The 17,373-nt window shown below is 68.1% G+C and carries 18 protein-coding genes; 15 read left to right on the top strand and 3 right to left on the bottom strand.

Going from position 1 to position 17,373, the window contains the following annotated elements:
- Positions 1 to 4: 4 nt before the first annotated feature.
- Positions 5 to 550 (bottom strand): B-4DMT family transporter, encoded by a 546-nt coding sequence (locus AU197_RS12610; protein ID WP_064403041.1) that lies wholly within the window; start codon positions 548 to 550, stop codon positions 5 to 7.
- 33 nt (positions 551 to 583) lie between these two features.
- Here AU197_RS12610 and AU197_RS12605 point away from each other — a divergent pair, with 33 nt between their 5' ends.
- The 10 genes from AU197_RS12605 (at position 584) to AU197_RS12560 (ending at position 10,227) form a co-directional block, all read left to right on the top strand.
- On the top strand, positions 584 to 1,699 hold the full coding sequence (locus AU197_RS12605) for a M24 family metallopeptidase (RefSeq protein ID WP_064403040.1): 1,116 nt from the start codon (positions 584 to 586) through the stop codon (positions 1,697 to 1,699).
- Positions 1,700 to 1,715: 16 nt separating this feature from the next.
- The gene (gene efp / locus AU197_RS12600) at positions 1,716 to 2,279 is read left to right on the top strand and encodes an elongation factor P (RefSeq protein WP_064350768.1); all 564 of its coding nucleotides are present in this window, start codon (positions 1,716 to 1,718) and stop codon (positions 2,277 to 2,279) included.
- 13 nt (positions 2,280 to 2,292) lie between these two features.
- Positions 2,293 to 2,799, top strand: coding sequence for a transcription antitermination factor NusB (nusB, locus tag AU197_RS12595; RefSeq protein ID WP_502687878.1), 507 nt, complete (start codon positions 2,293 to 2,295; stop codon positions 2,797 to 2,799).
- A gap of 3 nt (positions 2,800 to 2,802) precedes the next feature.
- The gene (locus AU197_RS12590; protein WP_064403039.1) at positions 2,803 to 3,351 is read left to right on the top strand and encodes a hypothetical protein; all 549 of its coding nucleotides are present in this window, start codon (positions 2,803 to 2,805) and stop codon (positions 3,349 to 3,351) included.
- 180 nt (positions 3,352 to 3,531) lie between these two features.
- Entirely contained in the window at positions 3,532 to 4,275 is a 744-nt protein-coding gene (locus AU197_RS12585; RefSeq protein ID WP_064403083.1) for a GntR family transcriptional regulator, read from the top strand.
- Positions 4,272 to 4,499 carry a 4Fe-4S dicluster domain-containing protein gene (locus AU197_RS12580; RefSeq protein WP_064403038.1) on the top strand — a complete coding sequence of 76 codons (228 nt, stop codon included), beginning with the start codon at positions 4,272 to 4,274 and terminating at the stop codon, positions 4,497 to 4,499. The genes AU197_RS12585 and AU197_RS12580 overlap by 4 nt, the downstream gene beginning before the upstream one ends.
- A 10-nt stretch (positions 4,500 to 4,509) precedes the next feature.
- Positions 4,510 to 5,937 (top strand): ABC transporter substrate-binding protein, encoded by a 1,428-nt coding sequence (locus AU197_RS12575; protein ID WP_064403037.1) that lies wholly within the window; start codon positions 4,510 to 4,512, stop codon positions 5,935 to 5,937.
- Positions 5,934 to 6,785 carry an ABC transporter permease gene (locus AU197_RS12570; protein ID WP_082696648.1) on the top strand — a complete coding sequence of 284 codons (852 nt, stop codon included), beginning with the start codon at positions 5,934 to 5,936 and terminating at the stop codon, positions 6,783 to 6,785. The genes AU197_RS12575 and AU197_RS12570 overlap by 4 nt, the downstream gene beginning before the upstream one ends.
- Positions 6,782 to 7,543 carry an ABC transporter ATP-binding protein gene (locus AU197_RS12565; RefSeq protein ID WP_064403036.1) on the top strand — a complete coding sequence of 254 codons (762 nt, stop codon included), beginning with the start codon at positions 6,782 to 6,784 and terminating at the stop codon, positions 7,541 to 7,543. The genes AU197_RS12570 and AU197_RS12565 overlap by 4 nt, the downstream gene beginning before the upstream one ends.
- On the top strand, positions 7,540 to 10,227 hold the full coding sequence (locus AU197_RS12560) for a fumarate reductase/succinate dehydrogenase flavoprotein subunit (RefSeq protein ID WP_064403035.1): 2,688 nt from the start codon (positions 7,540 to 7,542) through the stop codon (positions 10,225 to 10,227). The genes AU197_RS12565 and AU197_RS12560 overlap by 4 nt, the downstream gene beginning before the upstream one ends.
- Here AU197_RS12560 and AU197_RS12555 read toward each other — a convergent pair.
- Positions 10,224 to 11,444 (bottom strand): FAD-dependent monooxygenase, encoded by a 1,221-nt coding sequence (locus tag AU197_RS12555; RefSeq protein WP_064403034.1) that lies wholly within the window; start codon positions 11,442 to 11,444, stop codon positions 10,224 to 10,226. The genes AU197_RS12560 and AU197_RS12555 overlap by 4 nt on opposite strands.
- A gap of 17 nt (positions 11,445 to 11,461) precedes the next feature.
- A complete protein-coding gene (locus tag AU197_RS12550) occupies positions 11,462 to 12,664 on the bottom strand; it encodes a serine hydrolase domain-containing protein (RefSeq protein WP_064403033.1) in 1,203 nt (400 codons plus the stop codon).
- A gap of 144 nt (positions 12,665 to 12,808) precedes the next feature.
- Between AU197_RS12550 and pyrR the strand changes: the two genes are divergently transcribed.
- Genes pyrR through carA form a run of 5 tightly spaced genes read left to right on the top strand, consistent with a single transcriptional unit; the run spans position 12,809 to position 17,294 of the window.
- Positions 12,809 to 13,396: a bifunctional pyr operon transcriptional regulator/uracil phosphoribosyltransferase PyrR gene (gene pyrR / locus AU197_RS12545; protein WP_064403032.1), complete on the top strand. Its 588-nt coding sequence runs from the start codon at positions 12,809 to 12,811 to the stop codon at positions 13,394 to 13,396.
- Positions 13,393 to 14,343 carry an aspartate carbamoyltransferase catalytic subunit gene (locus tag AU197_RS12540; protein ID WP_064403031.1) on the top strand — a complete coding sequence of 317 codons (951 nt, stop codon included), beginning with the start codon at positions 13,393 to 13,395 and terminating at the stop codon, positions 14,341 to 14,343. The genes pyrR and AU197_RS12540 overlap by 4 nt, the downstream gene beginning before the upstream one ends.
- Positions 14,340 to 15,632 (top strand): dihydroorotase, encoded by a 1,293-nt coding sequence (locus tag AU197_RS12535; protein ID WP_064403030.1) that lies wholly within the window; start codon positions 14,340 to 14,342, stop codon positions 15,630 to 15,632. Before AU197_RS12540 ends, AU197_RS12535 begins: the two co-directional genes overlap by 4 nt.
- A 31-nt stretch (positions 15,633 to 15,663) precedes the next feature.
- Complete coding sequence (locus AU197_RS12530) at positions 15,664 to 16,167, top strand: PH-like domain-containing protein (protein WP_064403029.1); 504 nt, start codon at positions 15,664 to 15,666, stop codon at positions 16,165 to 16,167.
- On the top strand, positions 16,164 to 17,294 hold the full coding sequence (gene carA / locus AU197_RS12525) for a glutamine-hydrolyzing carbamoyl-phosphate synthase small subunit (RefSeq protein ID WP_156434400.1): 1,131 nt from the start codon (positions 16,164 to 16,166) through the stop codon (positions 17,292 to 17,294). Before AU197_RS12530 ends, carA begins: the two co-directional genes overlap by 4 nt.
- Positions 17,295 to 17,373 lie beyond the last annotated feature (79 nt).

Below are 17,373 nucleotides of genomic sequence, written 5' to 3'. Positions count from 1 at the left end.
AGTGCTAGGCCCGGTCGTCGCGGGGCGCGGACTGGGTGGTCTCGTCCGTACCCGGTTGGCTGACGGCGGCGAACACGTCGGTGTCGGCGCGGTCGTCGTCACCGGCGCGGTGCAGGTGCGGGGTCTGATCAGCCTTGCGGTCGACGAGCCAGCGGCCGAGCGCCACCCCTGCCAGCGCCATCAGGAACACCAGCAGCGCGGTGAACGCCGCGAAGGTGGTGAGTTCGTTGACGAGCGCCTCGACGTAGAGCGCCTTGTAGAACAGCGAGATGAACCAGGCCACCGCGCCGCTGACGATCCCGGCGAACAGGCCGGCCAACAGCCAGATCATGGCGAGGTCTCCGCGGCGGTCCGGGTCCGGGTTGGCGCGGGCGTCGGAGCGGCCGTCGACGAACCCCCAGATGAACACCGCGACCGCGAACAGGACGACCAGCACGACGCTGATCAATCCCGCCTTGGTTTCCCACGCGTTGATCAGCGCGCCCTGCAGCAATCGCACGATCACCATCAGGGTCGCGAACACCAGTCCGCGCAGCAACCACTTACTCATGGGGCCTCACCTTAGCGAGTAGCGTCATCGACCGTGACTATTTCACAGCGCCGGGACCGGCTGCGCGAGCGGCTGGCCAAATCCGACATCGATGCCATGTTGGTATCGGACCTGGTCAACGTGCGCTATCTGAGCGGGTTCACCGGCTCCAACGCCGCCCTGCTGATCAAGGCGGACGACGAAACGCCGGTGTTGGCGACCGACGGGCGCTACCGCACGCAAGCCGGGCAGCAGGCGCCCGACGCCGAGATCGTCATCGAGCGAGCCTGCGGACCGCATCTGGCGGGTCGTGCCGCCGCCGACGGCGTGCGCCGGCTCGGCTTCGAGAGTCATGTGGTGACCGTCGATGCCTTCTCGGTCCTGACCAAGGCCGCAGGGGAGCAGACCGAACTGGTGCGTGCAGCCGGGACCGTCGAGGCGCTTCGCGAAGTCAAGGACGCCGGGGAGGTCGCACTGCTGCGGCTGGCGTGCGAGGCCGCCGACGCGGCATTGCAAGATCTGGTCGACCGGGGCGGATTGCGGGCCGGGCGCACGGAGAAGGAGGTGGCCCGCGAACTGGAATGGCTGATGCTCGAACACGGCGCCGACGGCCCGTCGTTCGAGACGATCGTCGCGGCCGGACCGAACTCGGCGATCCCGCATCACCGGCCCACCGACGCCGTGCTGACCGCCGGCGATTTCGTCAAGATCGACTTCGGTGCCCTGGTGAGCGGCTACCACTCGGACATGACCAGGACCTTCGTGCTTGCGCCGATCGCGGACTGGCAGCACGAGATCTACGCGTTGGTATCCGCCGCGCAGAAGGCCGGCCGCGAAGCGTTGGCGCCCGGAGTCGCGTGCAAGGACGTCGACGCGGCATCGCGGCAGGTCATCGCCGATGCCGGTTACGTCGAGAACTTCACCCACGGGCTCGGCCACGGCGTGGGCCTGCAGATCCACGAAGCGCCAGGAATCAGCGGCGCGTCCGTCGGTACACTGCTTGCTGGCTCCGCGGTGACCGTGGAGCCCGGTGTCTATCTGCCCGATCGTGGCGGTGTCCGCATCGAGGACACGCTGGTCGTCGGGAGCGACATCCCGGAGTCGGGTAGCCGGCGACATCAGACCGCAGACTTGCTCACCCGGTTCCCCAAGGAACTGGCCATCCTCTGACAGGAGTACTACCAACGTGGCAACGACCGCCGACTTCAAGAACGGGCTCGTCCTGGTGATCGACGGCCAGCTGTGGCAGATCATCGAGTTCCAGCACGTCAAACCGGGCAAGGGTCCGGCCTTCGTGCGCACCAAGCTCAAGAACGTCGTCTCCGGCAAGACCGTGGACAAGACCTACAACGCCGGGGTGAAGGTCGAGACCGCGACGGTCGACCGGCGCGACGCGACCTACCTGTACCGGGACGGTACGGATTTCGTGTTCATGGACTCCGAGGACTACGAGCAGCACCCGCTGCCCGAGTCGCTGGTCGGCCGCGCCGCCGGCTTCCTGCTCGAGAGCATGCCGGTGCAGATCGCCTTCCACGACGGCAACCCGCTCTACCTCGAACTGCCGGTGACCGTCGAACTCGAGGTGACCCACACCGAGCCGGGCCTGCAGGGCGACCGCTCGAGTGCGGGCACCAAACCGGCGACGGTCGAGACCGGTGCCGAGATCCAGGTGCCGCTGTTCATCAACACCGGCGACAAGCTCAAGATCGATTCGCGCGACGGAAGTTACCTGGGTCGGGTGAATGCCTGACCGGAGCGACGGGGTGAGTGACCGCAAAGGCGACTCCGGCCGGATTGGGCGGCCCGCCGACCGTGGCAGGCACCAGGCCCGCAAGCGCGCCGTCGATCTGCTCTTCGAGGCAGAAGCGCGCGGACTCACCTCGGCCGAGGTCGCCGATGCACGAAATGCGTTGGCCGAGAACCAGTCCGACGTATCACCGCTCAATCCCTACACGGTGACGGTGGCCCGCGGCGTGACGGAGCACGCCGCACACATCGACGATCTGATCGCCGCGCATCTGCAGGGCTGGACGCTCGAGCGGTTGCCCGCGGTGGATCGCGCGATCCTGCGGGTCGCGGTGTGGGAACTGCTGCATGCCGAGGACGTACCCGAACCGGTGGCCGTGGACGAGGCGGTCGAACTCGCCAAGCAGTTGTCCACCGACGACTCACCGGGTTTCGTCAACGGAGTGCTGGGTCAGGTGATGCTCGTGACGCCACAGATCCGCGCCGCCGCCCAGGCCGTGCGGGGTGAGGGGAGCGGGGGATAGGGGATGCCCACACCGCAGGATTGGGCGCCATACTCGAGCGTCGACGAAGCGGCCAGGGTGTATTTACGCGACCCCGAACTCGCGCTCGACCAACTGCGGTCGGTGGTGGACCTGCCGATCATCAAGTCGTTCATCATGTCGCGCGGCTACCTCGACGAGCCGTGGGGCGAGGAGGACCAAGCCCTCTGGCAGGAGGTCGTCTGCACCGACGGGCACCGGTTGATCATGTGGCGCGCTGACGACGAGATGTCGTCGACCGATCGCGACCGCCGCGTGCTCAACGCATCGGTGCGCACCATCCTGCTGTCGACGATCACCGATCACGTGCTCACCACCGAGTACGAGGTCCTCGACGATGGCACCCGGCGCCTGTCGGAGGTGAGGTTGCGGATGTACACCCAACTGATCACCCGCACACGACAGAAGTCGGCCACCGAATCCGACATCTACTGCGAGTCGTTCCGGTACTACAAGTCCGTCGACAACGGCGGGCTCGCTCAGATGCAACGGCTGCTGCAATTCGGCCGGGTGCTCTCGCGCAGCATGCAGTAGTCCCCAACTTTCGTTCACCGCGATTGTTAATCGATCGCCGCAGCGCCGGTGGCGCATACGCCTCATTCGGTTCAGTTTCTCCTGGTAGCCGCCGGGTGCCGGCGGCGCATTGGCCATCGCCGTTTCGAGGTGATTCCGGGCACCTCGCGACGGCTGGTCCACGCCCATAACGTCTTCGGCATGTCGCAGCCCGAGCCGACGCCCCTGCGCAGGCCCCGCGCCGATCGCGCCCGGCAGGTCGCCGATGTTTTGCGGCACCAGATCCACGCGGGCGCCTTCGACGGCGGCCTTCCCGCCGAACACGAGCTGGCGGCCGAATTCTTCGTGTCCCGCAACACCATTCGCGAAGCGCTCGCCGTGCTGAAGAACGAAGGGCTGATCGATCGCGGCCCCAAGGTCGGCACCCAGGTCGCGGTGCGCAAGTACGATCACGGCCTCGACGCGCTGGTGGGTCTGAAGGAGACGTTCAAGGAGTACGGCGAGGTCCGCAACGAGGTCCGCGCGGTGCAGCATCTGGCCGCGCCGCCCGCGGTCGCGCGCAAGCTGCGGCTGGAACCGGGCGAGCAGGTGGTCTTCATCGAGCGACTGCGGTATCTCGGCGACCTTCCGCTGTCGCTCGATCTGACATATCTCGCGCCCGACATCGGCGCCGAGGTGGTGCAGCACCCGTTGGTGACCAACGACGTGTTCGCGCTCATCGAACAGGTCAGCGGGCAGCGGCTGGGCCGGGCGACGCTGGCCTTGGAGGCGGTTTCGGCCGACGCCCATTCGGCGGCGACGTTGCAGGTGCCCGACGGCGCGGCGCTGCTGATGCTGGAGCGACTGACCAGCCTCGGCGACGGCCGGCCCGTCGATCTGGAGTACATCCGCATGCGCGGTGACCGAATCACCATGCGCGGCAGCCTGATGAGGAGCAACCAGTGACACTGATCAACCAACGTGCCGACGTGCCCGTCACAATCGACGAGTCGTTGTGCATCCAGGGCTGCACGCTGTGCGTCGACATCTGCCCCCTCGACTCGCTGGCGATCAACCCCGAGAACGGCAAGGCCTTCATGCATGTCGACGAGTGCTGGTACTGCGGCCCTTGCGCGGCGCGCTGTCCCACCGGCGCCGTCACCGTCAACATGCCCTACCTGATCCGCTGAGGACCCCGCCATGACCAGACCGTTCATCCGCCTGGCCGCGTTGGCCGCCGGGCTCACTGTCGCGGCGTCGGGCTGCTCGCTCGACTCCGCGTCCGATTCCTCCGACGTCGTCGACGTCGTCGTCGGATACCAGTCCAAAACCATCAACACCGTCACCGCAGGCACACTGCTGCGCGCGCAGGGTTACCTGGAGCGTCGGCTCTCCGACCTCGGCGAACGCACCGGCACCGAGTACCGCGTGACGTGGCAGGACTACGACACCGGAGCGCCGATCACCGCGCAGATGGTCGCCGAGAAGATCGACATCGGGTCCATGGGCGACTATCCGATGCTGATCAACGGGTCCAAGACGCAGGCCAACGAGCGCGCCCGCACCGAGATCGTCTCGGTGACGGGATACAACCCCAGGGGCGCGCTGAATATGGTTGTCGTCAAACCGGATTCACCGGCGCAGACGCTGACCGACCTCGAGGGTCAGAAGGTGTCGGCCAGCGTCGGGTCGGCGGGCCACGGCATGCTGGTGCAGGCGCTGTCGCGAGCGGGCGTGGACCCCAACACCGGGGTGGAGGTGCTCAACCAGCAGCCGCAGGTCGGCGCTTCGGCACTGGAATCCGGTCAAGTGCAGGCACTCTCGCAGTTCGTCGCATGGCCCGGACTGTTGGTGTTCCAGGACAAGGCCAAGCTGCTCTACGACGGTGCCGAGCTGGACTACCCGACGTTGCACGGGGTGGTCGTGCGGCGGGCCTACGCGGCCGAGCACCCGGAGGTCCTCGACGCATTCCTGCAGGCGCAGCTGGACGCGACCGAATTCCTCAACGACAAACCGTTGGAGGCCGCCCGGATCGTCGCAGAGGCCAGTTGGCTGCCGCAGGAAGTGGTCTACCTCTACAACGGGCCGGGAGGCACATCGTTCGACACCACGCTCAAGCCGTCGCTGATCGAAGCGCTCGAAGGCGATGTGCCCTACCTGAAGTCGATCGACAACTTCGCCGACCTCGATGTACCGGGTTTCGTCGAAGACGCCCCGCTGCGCGCGGCGTTTCAGGAACGCGGGCTCGACTACGACACGGCCCTGGCGGACACCGCGAACCCCTCGCTGATCACGGGCACCGATCCGGTGTGCAACACAGCGGTGACCGACCCCGCGGAGGCGGGTGAGCTGTGGTTGGACGGCGCCGACGCCACCCAGCCCGCGGCGACGCCGGCCTGCCTGCTCAAAGCGGTCCGCGACGCCACTGCCCGCGGCGCGACGATTCGCGCCGCCTATGTCCCCGACACCGAGTTCGGCACCCGTTGGTTCGCCGACAAGGCAATCTGGGTGAAGGACGGTGCGGACTATCGGCCGTTCGCCACTCCCGGCGGTGCGCAGCGCTTCATCGCCGCCAACCCCGGCAGTGCGCCGGTCGACTACGAGCAGGCGTTGGCAGGTGCGGCATGACGACGGTCGCCGAGGTGATCGAATCCCCGGTGCAGGTCGAAAGCGCGCCGGTGCGGGACCGGAAGTCCGTGGTGTGGCGGCGCCGGTCGGTGCGGGTGGCCTCCGTCGTCGCGGCGGTGGGCCTCTGGCAGCTGTTGACCGCCAACGACGTTCGATCGTGGTTGCGCTTCGACACCCTGCCAACGGTGACGGAGGTCGCGACCGCCCTCACCCAAAGGCTGGGCACCCAGAACTACTGGCTCGACCTCGGGCAGTCGCTGATCCGGATCCTGACCGGGTTCGGGCTTGCCGCTCTCGTCGGTGTCGTCACCGGCATCATGCTCGGCCGATCGACGGTGTTCGCCGACGTGTTCGGCCCGCTCGCCGAGCTCGCCCGACCCATCCCGGCCATCGCCATGGTGCCGGTCGCGATCCTGCTGTTTCCCACCGATGAGGCGGGAATCGTGTTCATCACGTTTCTTGCGGCGTACTTCCCGATCATGGTCAGCACCCGGCACGCGGTGCGCGCACTGCCGACGATCTGGGAGGATTCGGTGCGCACGCTGGGAGGCAGCCGCGCCGATGTGTTGCGCCGGGTCGTGCTACCGGGAATCCTGCCGGGTCTGTTCGGCGGCCTCTCGGTCGGCATGGGCGTGGCGTGGATCTGTGTGATCTCGGCCGAGATGATCTCCGGCCGACTGGGTGTCGGGTACCGGACGTGGCAGGCCTACACGGTTCTCAACTACTCCGACGTGTTCGTCGGCATCATCACGATCGGGGTGCTGGGCTTCACGACGGCTGCCGCGGTCGAACTGATCGGCAGGCGAGCGACGCGCTGGCTGCCGCGCGCCGAGGAGAACATTCGATGACCGCCACCGTCGCCCCCGAGACGCTGCAGGGCTTGCGGCTGCAGCTCGAGGACGTCCGGTTGTCCTACACCGGCGAACCCGTCGTCGACGGCCTGAGCCTCGACGTGCGCCCGGGGGAGATCCTGGTGCTCACCGGACCATCAGGGTGCGGCAAGTCGACGGTGCTGCGCGCGCTCACCGGGCTGTTGCGACCGGATGCCGGCCGGGTGCTCGCCGACGGCGCCGAGGTCGCGACGACGTCGCGCGACCGGGGCATGGTGTTCCAGGACAGCGCTTTGTTGCCCTGGCGCACAGTGCGATCCAACATCGAACTCGCGTTGCAGCTGCGCGGTGTACCGCGGTCCGGACGACGCGAACGCGCCGAGCGGTGGATCGACGAGGTGGGGCTTTCCGGATTCGCCGATTACCTGCCCAAGAGCCTCTCGGGCGGTATGCGTCAACGCGTGCAATTGGCGCGTGGGCTGGCGGGTGCACCGCGGGCGGTGATGATGGACGAGCCCTTCGCGGCGCTGGACACCCAGACCCGGGCGGCGATGCAGCGGCTGTTGATCCACACGTGGCAGGCGCACCCGACCACTATCGTGTTCGTCACCCACGACGTCGACGAGGCGCTGATCATCGGCGACCGCGTCGCGGTGCTGGGCCGGGTGGGCCAACCGCTGCGCGCGCTCGTCGACGTCCCGCAACCGCGGGTCGCCGACGCCGTCCGTTCCGAAGCACGTACCGAAATCCTTGCTGCCCTTCATTATTCCTCATGAACATTCCTGAACTCGCCGACACCGTTCGGCTCGACTGTGACGTGCTGGTGATCGGCGGCGGAACGGCGGGCACGATGGCCGCGCTCACCGCGGCCGAGCACGGCGCACAGGTGCTGTTGCTGGAGAAGGCGCACGTCCGGCACTCCGGTGCGCTGGCGATGGGAATGGACGGCGTGAACAACGCCGTGATCCCCGGCAAGGCCACACCGGAGGACTACGTCGCCGAGATCACCCGAGCCAACGACGGAATCGTCAACCAGCGCACCATCTATCAGACGGCGACCCGCGGGTTCGCCATGGTGCAGCGCCTCGAGCGCTACGGCGTGAAGTTCGAAAAGGACGAACACGGCGAGTACGCCGTGCGCCGGGTACACCGGTCCGGCTCCTACGTACTGCCCATGCCGGAGGGCAAGGACGTCAAGAAGGCGCTGTATCGGGTGCTGCGTCAGCGCTCGATGCGCGAAAAGATCCGCATCGAGAACCGGCTGATGCCGGTACGGGTACTCACCGACGACACCGGCCGCGCCGTCGGCGCCGCCGCGCTGAACTCACGCACCGGCGAATTCGTCGCGGTCGCAGCGAAAGCCGTGATCCTCGCCACCGGCGCGTGTGGGCGGCTGGGGCTGCCGGCATCGGGCTACCTCTACGGCACCTACGAGAACCCGACGAACGCCGGCGACGGTTACTCGATGGCGTACCACGCCGGCGCCGAGCTGTCCGGAATCGAATGCTTCCAAGTCAATCCGCTGATCAAGGACTACAACGGACCGGCGTGCGCCTATGTGGCCAACCCGTTCGGCGGCTACCAGGTCAACGCACTGGGCGAGCGGTTCGTCGACTCCGACTACTGGTCGGGGCAGATGATGGCCGAGGTCAAACGCGAGATCGAATCGGCCCGCGGTCCCATCTACCTGAAGGTCTCGCACCTGCCGGACGAGACGCTGGGCGCTCTCGAGAACATCCTGCACACCACCGAGCGGCCCACCCGGGGCACCTTCCACGCCAACCGCGGGCACGATTACCGCACTCACGACATCGAGATGCACATCTCCGAAATCGGCTTGTGCAGCGGTCATTCGGCCTCCGGGGTTTGGGTGGACGAACACGCCAGGACCACGGTGCCGGGACTGTACGCGGCCGGCGATCTGGCGTGCGTCCCGCACAACTACATGATCGGGGCCTTCGTCTACGGTGACCTCGCAGGCGAGCACGCGGCATCCACGCTTGCCGACGTCGACCCGCCGTCGGCCCTTCCGGAAGACCAGTTGCGCGAAGCGCACGACCTCGTCTACCGACCGCTCCGCAGGCCCGAAGGCCCGCCGCAGCCGCAGGTCGAGTACAAACTGCGCCGCTTCGTCAACGACTATGTGGCACCGCCGAAGACGGCATCGAAACTGTCGATCGCCATCGAGACCTTCGAGCGCATGCGCGACGAGATCGCGGAGATGGGCGCCACCACACCGCACGAGCTGATGCGCGCGGTCGAGGTGTCGTTCATCCGCGACTGCGCCGAGATGGCGGCGCGGTCGTCGTTGACGCGCACCGAATCACGGTGGGGCCTCTATCACGACCGCGCCGACCTGCCCCAGCGAGACGACGAAGGCTGGCGGTACCACCTGAACCTGCGCAAGGATGCCGACGGGTCCATGACATTCGTCAAACGGCCCGTCGCACCGTATTTCGTCGCGGTACCCGACCTCGAGCACCTGCCCTCCGATGATCCGGTCACCCACGTTCACCAGCCCCCGATCACCATCGGCCGCGCCCCCGCCGATGGTGCGTCGCGGATCCGGCCCGCCGCGCCCGCCCAGCCGCCGTCACCGCGCATCGCCGCGGTGCTCGCGCTCGAGTTGCCGTCGGTTTCACAGCTGATGGAGTTCCTCGCCGACGCCGACGCAGGCGTGCGGCGCACTGCGGTCGCCACACTCGTGGAGCATCTGCCCGAGGGATACGAGGCGCCGCTGATCGCCGCACTGGCCGACCCCGATTCCGGTGTCCGACGTGTGGCCGCCGACGGCGCACGGGAACTCGTCGAGGTGCTTGCCAGACCGGAACATGTCGCACCGCACGTCGAATCGACGGATCCCGAAGTGCGTGCGATGGCTGTCTACCTCCTGTCGGCGCGTCGTGTGGGTAGCGAGGACCTGTACCGTCGGGCCGCCCTCGATGACGTCGATCACCGGGTGCGGATCGAGGGCGTGCGCGCGCTGGTGTCGGTCGACGACACCGACGGCGTGGCGGCGGCCGTCGGCGACGACAACCGTGAGGTGCGCATCGCGGTGGCCAACGGACTGGCGACGTTGCGTACCGGCGTCGACGCCGTGCGCCGGTTGGCCAACGACACCGACCCGCTGGTCCGTGCGGCCGCGCTGTCGGCGTTCGGTGCGGTCGGCTGCGGTGACGATGACGAGCCGGGTGTGCGCGAAGCGCTCAAGGCGCCGGCCTGGCAGGTGCGCGAGGGCGCGGCACGCGCGCTCGCGGGCGCCGCACCGGCGGTCGCCGTTCCGGCATTGTCGGCGGCGCTGACCGATCAACACCTCGATGTCCGCAAGGCCGCGGTGCTCAGCCTGAGCCGCTGGGCGGCGTCTGAGAAGACGGCGCGGGATGCGTTGGAGATAGCGCTCAAAGACGGCGACGCCGACGTCCGTGCCTATGCCCGGCAGGCGTTGGCACGCGCGGGCTAGGACACGGACATGGCCGGATAGTCCGGCAGCTCGATCGAATCGGCCGTCGTGAACCACAGCCGCGCGGCCACCGGTCGAAACGGCCAGCGCTGCATCCACTTCATCACCGCCGCGTTGACCGCGATGTCGGACTCCGACATCGGTGCGTACCGGTCGATGGTGTTGTTCAACTTCTGGCAGGTGTCGACGTATGGGCGCATCCGCGACTCGTATCGCGCCAGCGCATCGGCGATGCCGTCGGCTTCGAACGAACCCGCCGGCCCCAGTTCACCCGCGAGGAGATAGGCGCCGACCAGCGCAAGGCTCGTGCCCATGCCCGACAGCGGCGATGCGCAGTATCCGGCATCTCCGACCAGGGTGATGCGGCCCGTCGACCAGGACGGCATGTGGATCTGGGCGAAGGAATCGAAATAGAAGTCGTCGGCTTCGTCGGCGGCGGCCAGCAGCGCGTCGCATGCCCACCCGGCCCCGGCGAACCGCTCGGCGAGGATGCGGCGCTGTTGGTCGGGGTCGTGCCGGTCGTATTCGATGGGCTCGGACCGAAAAGCCAGGCCGGCCTTGGCGATTGCGGGGTCGTGGGAGGGCCGCATCGAGGCGTTGAGGCCGCCGGGAGCCTGGTAGAGCAGGAACCAGCCGTCGAGTCCTACGCTGTCGGGGGCGGAGAACCACGCGTTGTATCCGCCGATCGGTTTGACGAACTGGCCCTCGGGGCCGAAGGCCAGGCGGCGCACCGCCGAATGCGGACCATCGGCGCCGACGACGAGGTCGGCGTTCAGCACCGTACCGTCGGTCAGCGTCGCCTCGACCCCCGCGTCGAGTTCGCGAAGTTCCGAGATCCGCTGCCCGAAACGGTATTCGACCGAGTCCCGGGTGGCCTGGTACAGCACGTCCACCAGATCGCCGCGCAGGATCTCCAGCTTCGACACCAGGCCGTTGCCGTCGAAGGCGGTCACCGGCATCTCGGCACGTCTGCTGCCGTCGGAGCGCACCCAGGCCGCGCCGCGCTGTTCGAGCGCGCGGGCTCGCATCTGGTCGATCAACCCCATGCGCTCGACGACGTCGCCGCCCGCGCCGCGCAGATCGACCGTCTGGCCGCCGGGCCGGACGCCCGGTGCGATCTCCACGACGACGACGCGATATCCGTTGCGCGTCAACCAAAAAGCCAACGACGGTCCGGCGATGCCGGCGCCGCTGATCAGGACGGTCGGCTGGGTCATGTCGCCAGACTAAACGGTCAGATGTCCAGCGCCTGGTAGGTGCGGCGGACGAATTTCGGCTGGGCGCTCTGCAGCGTGGCCAGCGAGGTGTTGCCTGCGATCGCGGCCGCGTCGACGCTCAGATCGGGGAGATTCTGGATCAGGTAGATCAGGATCAGATCCGCCGACGGGTCGGCCTGCCACCAGGTGCCGTACGCGCCGGGCCAACTGAATGTGCCCGGTCCGCCGGGGCCGAACAACGGGCGGGATTTCGCCGGATCGGTCACCACGGACAGGTTCAGCCCGAAGCCCCGGCCCACCCAGAACGGGGCCCCGAGGAAGTTCTGGCGCTTCTGCTCCTCGGTCAAACGGTCGGTGCGCATCAGCCGCACGGACTCCTCCGAGAGCACCCGGACCCCCTCCAGCGTCCCGCCGGCCAGAAGCATCCGCGCGAAGCGCAGGTAATCGTCGACGGTCGACCACAATCCGGCGCCGCCGGTGCAGAACGGCGGATCGGTGATGGGTGCGGGTCCCATCACGTCGTGCTGCAGCGTGTTGTTCTGGTCGAGCTTGTACATCGTCGCGGCCCGGTGGCGTCGAGACGTGCCCACGGAGAACCCGGTGTCGGGCATCTGCAGCGGTTCGAAGATCCGTTCGCGCAGGATGTCGGACAACGGCTTGCCTGCGATGCGCGAGATCGCGATCCCCAGCACATCGGTGGCATGGCTGTACGTGAGCCGGTCGCCGGGCTGGTGCACCAGTGGCAGGGCGGCCAGCTCGGCCAGCCAGCGGTCCTGATCCTGGCGGAACGACATCCGGCCGTAGGCGCGGCTCAACGGACCCAGCACCGAGAAGGCGTAGGCCAGACCGCTGCGATGTGTCATCAGGTCGTCGAAGGTGATGAGGCGCCGCGCGGGCATCGTTTTGTCGAGGTCGCCCTGCGGGTCGACAAGCACCTGCATATCGGCGAGCTCGGGCACCCACGTGGCGATCGGGTCGGTGAGCGCGAAGCGGCCTTCCTCGAGAAGGCTCATCGCGGCCGCGACCGTCACCGGTTTGGTCATCGACGCGATGCGGAAGATCGTGTCGCGCTGCATCGGCAGCCCGGCATCGACGTCGCGGTGTCCCAACTCGTTGACCTGGACCACTTCACCGGCATGCCAGACCAGGGTCACCGCCCCGGCGAGGAGCCCGGCGTCGATCGCCTCGCGGATGGACGCGTTGTTGCCGTCGAGTTTCATCGCGGCAAGCCTACTGAGGCACCGGTGCGGGCAGGCGCCTTCGTGGCGCGGCGGGACCACTGGTGTGCGGGTGCTAAGCTTCGCGGCAGTTTCGACGTCCTTTAAGGAGCCGTCCAGAGAGGCGGAGAAGGAGGTCAGAGTCGCTTGGGCGCGCATGAGGGCTCGTCGGGCACCGACCGGGAGCTGATGTCCGCAGCGGACGTCGGCCGCACCATTTCCCGTATCGCCCACCAGATCATCGAAAAGACCGCACTCGACGGATCGCCTGACGCCCCCCGCGTCGTCCTGCTCGGCATCCCCACCCGGGGCGTGACGTTGGCCACCCGGCTGGCCGACAAGATCAAGGAGTTCTCCGGCGTCGTCGTCCCGCACGGCGCGCTGGACAACACGCTGTATCGCGACGACCTCGACTTCAAGCCGCCCCGGGCTCTGGAGGAGACCTCGATCCCCGATAGCGGCGTCGACCAGGCTTTGGTCATCCTCGTCGACGATGTGCTCTATACCGGGCGCTCGGTGCGCGCGGCGTTGGATGCCCTGCGCGACATCGGCAGACCCAAGGCGGTGCAATTGGCGGTGCTGGTCGACCGCGGTCACCGGGAGCTGCCGCTGCGCGCCGACTACGTGGGCAAGAACGTGCCCACCTCCCGAAGCGAAAACGTCAAGGTCCGGTTGGTCGAAGACGATGGCCACGACCGTGTGTCCATCGCGCCGTACGGAGGTCCGGTCAGGTGAAGCATCTGCTCTCGGCGGCTGATCTGTCGCGCGAGGACGCGCTGGCGATCCTCGACAACGCCGACCATTTCAGCCAGGCCCTGCTCGGCCGTGAGGTCAAGAAGCTGCCCACCCTGCGTGGCCGCACGATCATCACGATGTTCTACGAGAACTCGACCCGCACCCGGGTCTCCTTCGAGGTCGCGGGCAAGTGGATGAGCGCCGACGTGATCAACGTCAGCGCCTCGGGATCGTCGGTGTCCAAAGGGGAATCGCTGCGCGACACCGCCTTGACGCTGCGCGCCGCGGGGGCCGATGCGCTGATCCTGCGCCATCCCGCCTCGGGTGCGCCTCAGCAACTGGCCGAGTGGACGGCCACCGAGGACGGGCACGGCCCTGCGGTCATCAACGCCGGCGACGGCACGCACGAGCACCCCACCCAGGCGCTGCTCGACGCCTTGACCATCCGTCAGCGCCTGGGCGACATCGAGGGCAAGCGGGTGGTGATCGTCGGCGATGTCCTGCACAGCCGGGTGGCCCGCTCGAATGTGCTTCTGCTGCACACCCTGGGCGCGGAGGTGGTGCTGGTCGCGCCGCCGACGCTGCTGCCGGTCGGGGTCGCCGACTGGCCGGTCACGGTGTCGCACGACCTCGACGCCGAACTGCCGCTGGCCGACGCGGTTCTGATGCTGCGGGTGCAGGCCGAGCGCATGAACGGCGGATTCTTCCCGTCGGCCCGGGAGTACTCGGTGCTCTACGGCTTGTCCGAGAAGCGCCAGGCCCTGCTTTCGGGCAACGCGGTGGTCCTGCACCCCGGGCCGATGGTCCGAGGTATGGAGATCGCGTTTTCGGTCGCTGACTCGTCGCAATCGGCTGTGCTGCAACAGGTTTCCAACGGAGTGCATATCCGGATGGCGGTGCTGTTCCATCTGTTGGTGGGCGCCGAGAGAGGGGCTATCAGCGTATGAGCGTGCTGATACGAGGCGTGCGGCCGTACGGCGAGGGCGATCGCGTCGACGTGCTGGTGGCCGACGGGCAGATCGCCGACATCGGTGCAGAACTTCAGATTCCCGACGACGCGGATGTCGTCGACGCCACCGGTCAGGTGCTGCTGCCCGGCTTCGTCGACCTGCACACCCATCTTCGAGAGCCCGGTCGCGAATACGCCGAGGACATCGAAACCGGTTCGGCCGCAGCGGCTCTGGGTGGGTACACCGCGGTGTTCGCCATGGCCAACACCAACCCGGTTGCCGACAGCCCGGTGGTGACCGACCACGTCTGGCAGCGCGGTCAGCAGGTGGGCCTGGTCGACGTGCATCCCGTGGGCGCGGTGACCGTCGGGCTGGCGGGCGCCCAGCTCACCGAGATGGGCATGATGGCAAACGGTGCCGCTCAGGTGCGGATGTTCTCCGACGACGGCATCTGTGTCCACGATCCGCTGATCATGCGGCGCGCGCTCGAATACGCGACCGGGCTCGGCGTGCTGATCGCACAGCACGCCGAGGAGCCGCGGCTCACGGTCGGCGCCGTCGCTCACGAGGGCCCCAACGCGGCCCGGCTGGGCCTCGCCGGCTGGCCCCGGGCGGCCGAGGAGTCGATCGTCGCGCGCGATGCGCTGCTGGCACGCGACGCCGGAGCGCGGGTGCACATCTGCCACGCCTCCACATCGGGCACCGTCGAGATCGTGCGATGGGCGAAATCACAGGGGATCTCGATCACGGCCGAGGTGACCCCGCACCACCTGCTGCTCGACGACGAACGTCTGGCCACTTACGACGGGCGGTATCGGGTCAACCCGCCGCTGCGTGAGTCCTCGGACGCCCAGGCGCTGCGCCAGGCGCTGGCGGACGGGATCATCGACTGTGTGGCCACCGATCACGCCCCGCACGCCGAGCACGAGAAGTGCTGCGAGTTCTCCGTCGCCCGCCCGGGCATGCTCGGATTGCAGACCGCACTGTCGGTGGTGGCCGAGACGATGGTGCGTCCGGGGCTGCTGACCTGGCGCGACGTCGCGCGGGTGATGAGCGAGCGGCCCGCCGAGATCGTCGGTCTACCCGATCAGGGCAGGCCGCTCGAGGTCGGCGAGCCGGCCAACCTGACGGTGGTCGACCCGGACGCGAGGTGGACGGTCGAAGGTTCCGTACTGGCCAGCCGCTCGGCCAACACGCCGTACGAGTCGCTCGAACTACCCGCGGCGGTCACGCTGACGTTGTTGCGCGGCAAGGTGACTGCGCGGGACGGGAAGTGCCCGGCGTGAATTTCGAGCGAGTAGCGCAGGCGGATCGCGCATGAACACCGGTACGCTCGTCGGATCGCTGGTCATGGCCGCCGTCGTGGCCGTGCTCATCGCGGTGCTGATTCAGGCGATGATCCGCGGATGGCGTCGTCGCGCCGAGCGCCAGGCCGAACTGATCGGCACGCTGCCTGCGCTGCCCGACACGGTCGGGCCCGCGATCGTGCCCGCCACCAAGGGCCTGTACGTCGGCAGCACTCTGGCCCCACATTGGAACGACCGAATCGTGGTCGGCGACCTGGGCTTTCGCGCCAAGGCCGTGCTGACCCGTTACCCCGAAGGAATCATGTTGCAGCGCAGCGGCGCTCTGCCCATCTGGATCCCCGACGAGGCGATCACCGAGATCCGAACCGAGCGGGCGATCGCGGGCAAGGCGATGACTCACGAAGGCATTCTCGCAATCCGGTGGCGATTGCCGTCGGGCACCGAGATCGATACCGGGTTCCGCGCCAACGACCGCCGCGAGTACTCGCACTGGGTGGAACAGGAGGCGGCGTGAGGCGAACCGACAAGGCTGTCCTGGTGCTCGAGGATGGTCGCGTCTTCACGGGCACGACGTTCGGCGCGGTCGGGCAGGCGCTCGGCGAGGCGGTGTTCTCGACCGGGATGTCCGGCTACCAGGAGACGCTCACCGATCCGAGCTATCACGGGCAGATCGTGATCGCGACGGCGCCGCAGATCGGCAACACCGGATGGAACCACGAGGACGCCGAGAGCCGCGGCGACAAGATCTGGGTGGCCGGTTATGCGGTGCGCGATCCGTCGCCGCGGGCCTCGAACTGGCGGGCCACCGGCACGCTCGACGAGGAACTCGAACGCCAGGGCATCGTCGGCATCGCGGGTATCGACACCCGCGCGGTGGTGCGCCACCTGCGCAGTCGAGGTTCGATGCGTGCCGGGTTGTTCTCCGGACCGGCGCTGGGCGAGCCCGACGAACTGCTCGAGCGGGTGCGCAGCCAGCCCGGCATGCTCGGCGCCGACTTGGCGGGAGAGGTCAGCACCGACACCACCTACGTGGTGGAACCCGGAGGGCCGCAACGGTTCACGGTCGCCGCCATCGACCTCGGCATCAAGACCAACACCCCGCGCAATTTCGCGAGGCGGGGTATCCGCAGCCACGTGCTGCCGGCGTCGGCGACATTCGAGCAGATCGCCGACCTGAAACCCGACGGCGTGTTCCTGTCCAACGGCCCGGGCGATCCCGCCACCGCCGACCACATCGTGGCCGTCACCCGGGAGGTGCTCGGCGCGGGCATCCCGCTGTTCGGCATCTGCTTCGGCAACCAGATTCTTGGCCGTGCGCTGGGGCGCGCGACGTACAAGATGGTGTTCGGCCACCGCGGAATCAACGTGCCGGTGATCGACCATCAGACCGGCGCGGTCGCGATCACCGCGCAGAACCACGGTTTCGCCCTCGAGGGCGAGGCGGGGGAGCGCTTCGACACACCGTTCGGCGAGGCGATCGTCAGCCACACGTGCGCCAACGACGGCGTCGTCGAGGGCATCAAACTCGTCAGCGGGCTGGCCTTTTCGGTGCAGTACCACCCGGAGGCCGCAGCCGGACCGCACGACGCGAACTATCTGTTCGACCAGTTCGTCGACCTGATGGCAGGGGAAAACAAGTGACGTCGTCCACGGTGAGCGACCGCGTTTGTGCGGATCGGCGCGGCGTGTCGTGCGCAGACACGGTCTTTGGCGGCACAAG

The sequence above is a fragment of the Mycobacterium sp. IS-1590 genome (assembly GCF_001500025.1).
Taxonomy (GTDB): domain Bacteria; phylum Actinomycetota; class Actinomycetes; order Mycobacteriales; family Mycobacteriaceae; genus Mycobacterium.
The sequence above is the reverse complement of the archived record's forward strand: the minus strand, read 5'-3'. Positions and strand labels throughout refer to the sequence as shown.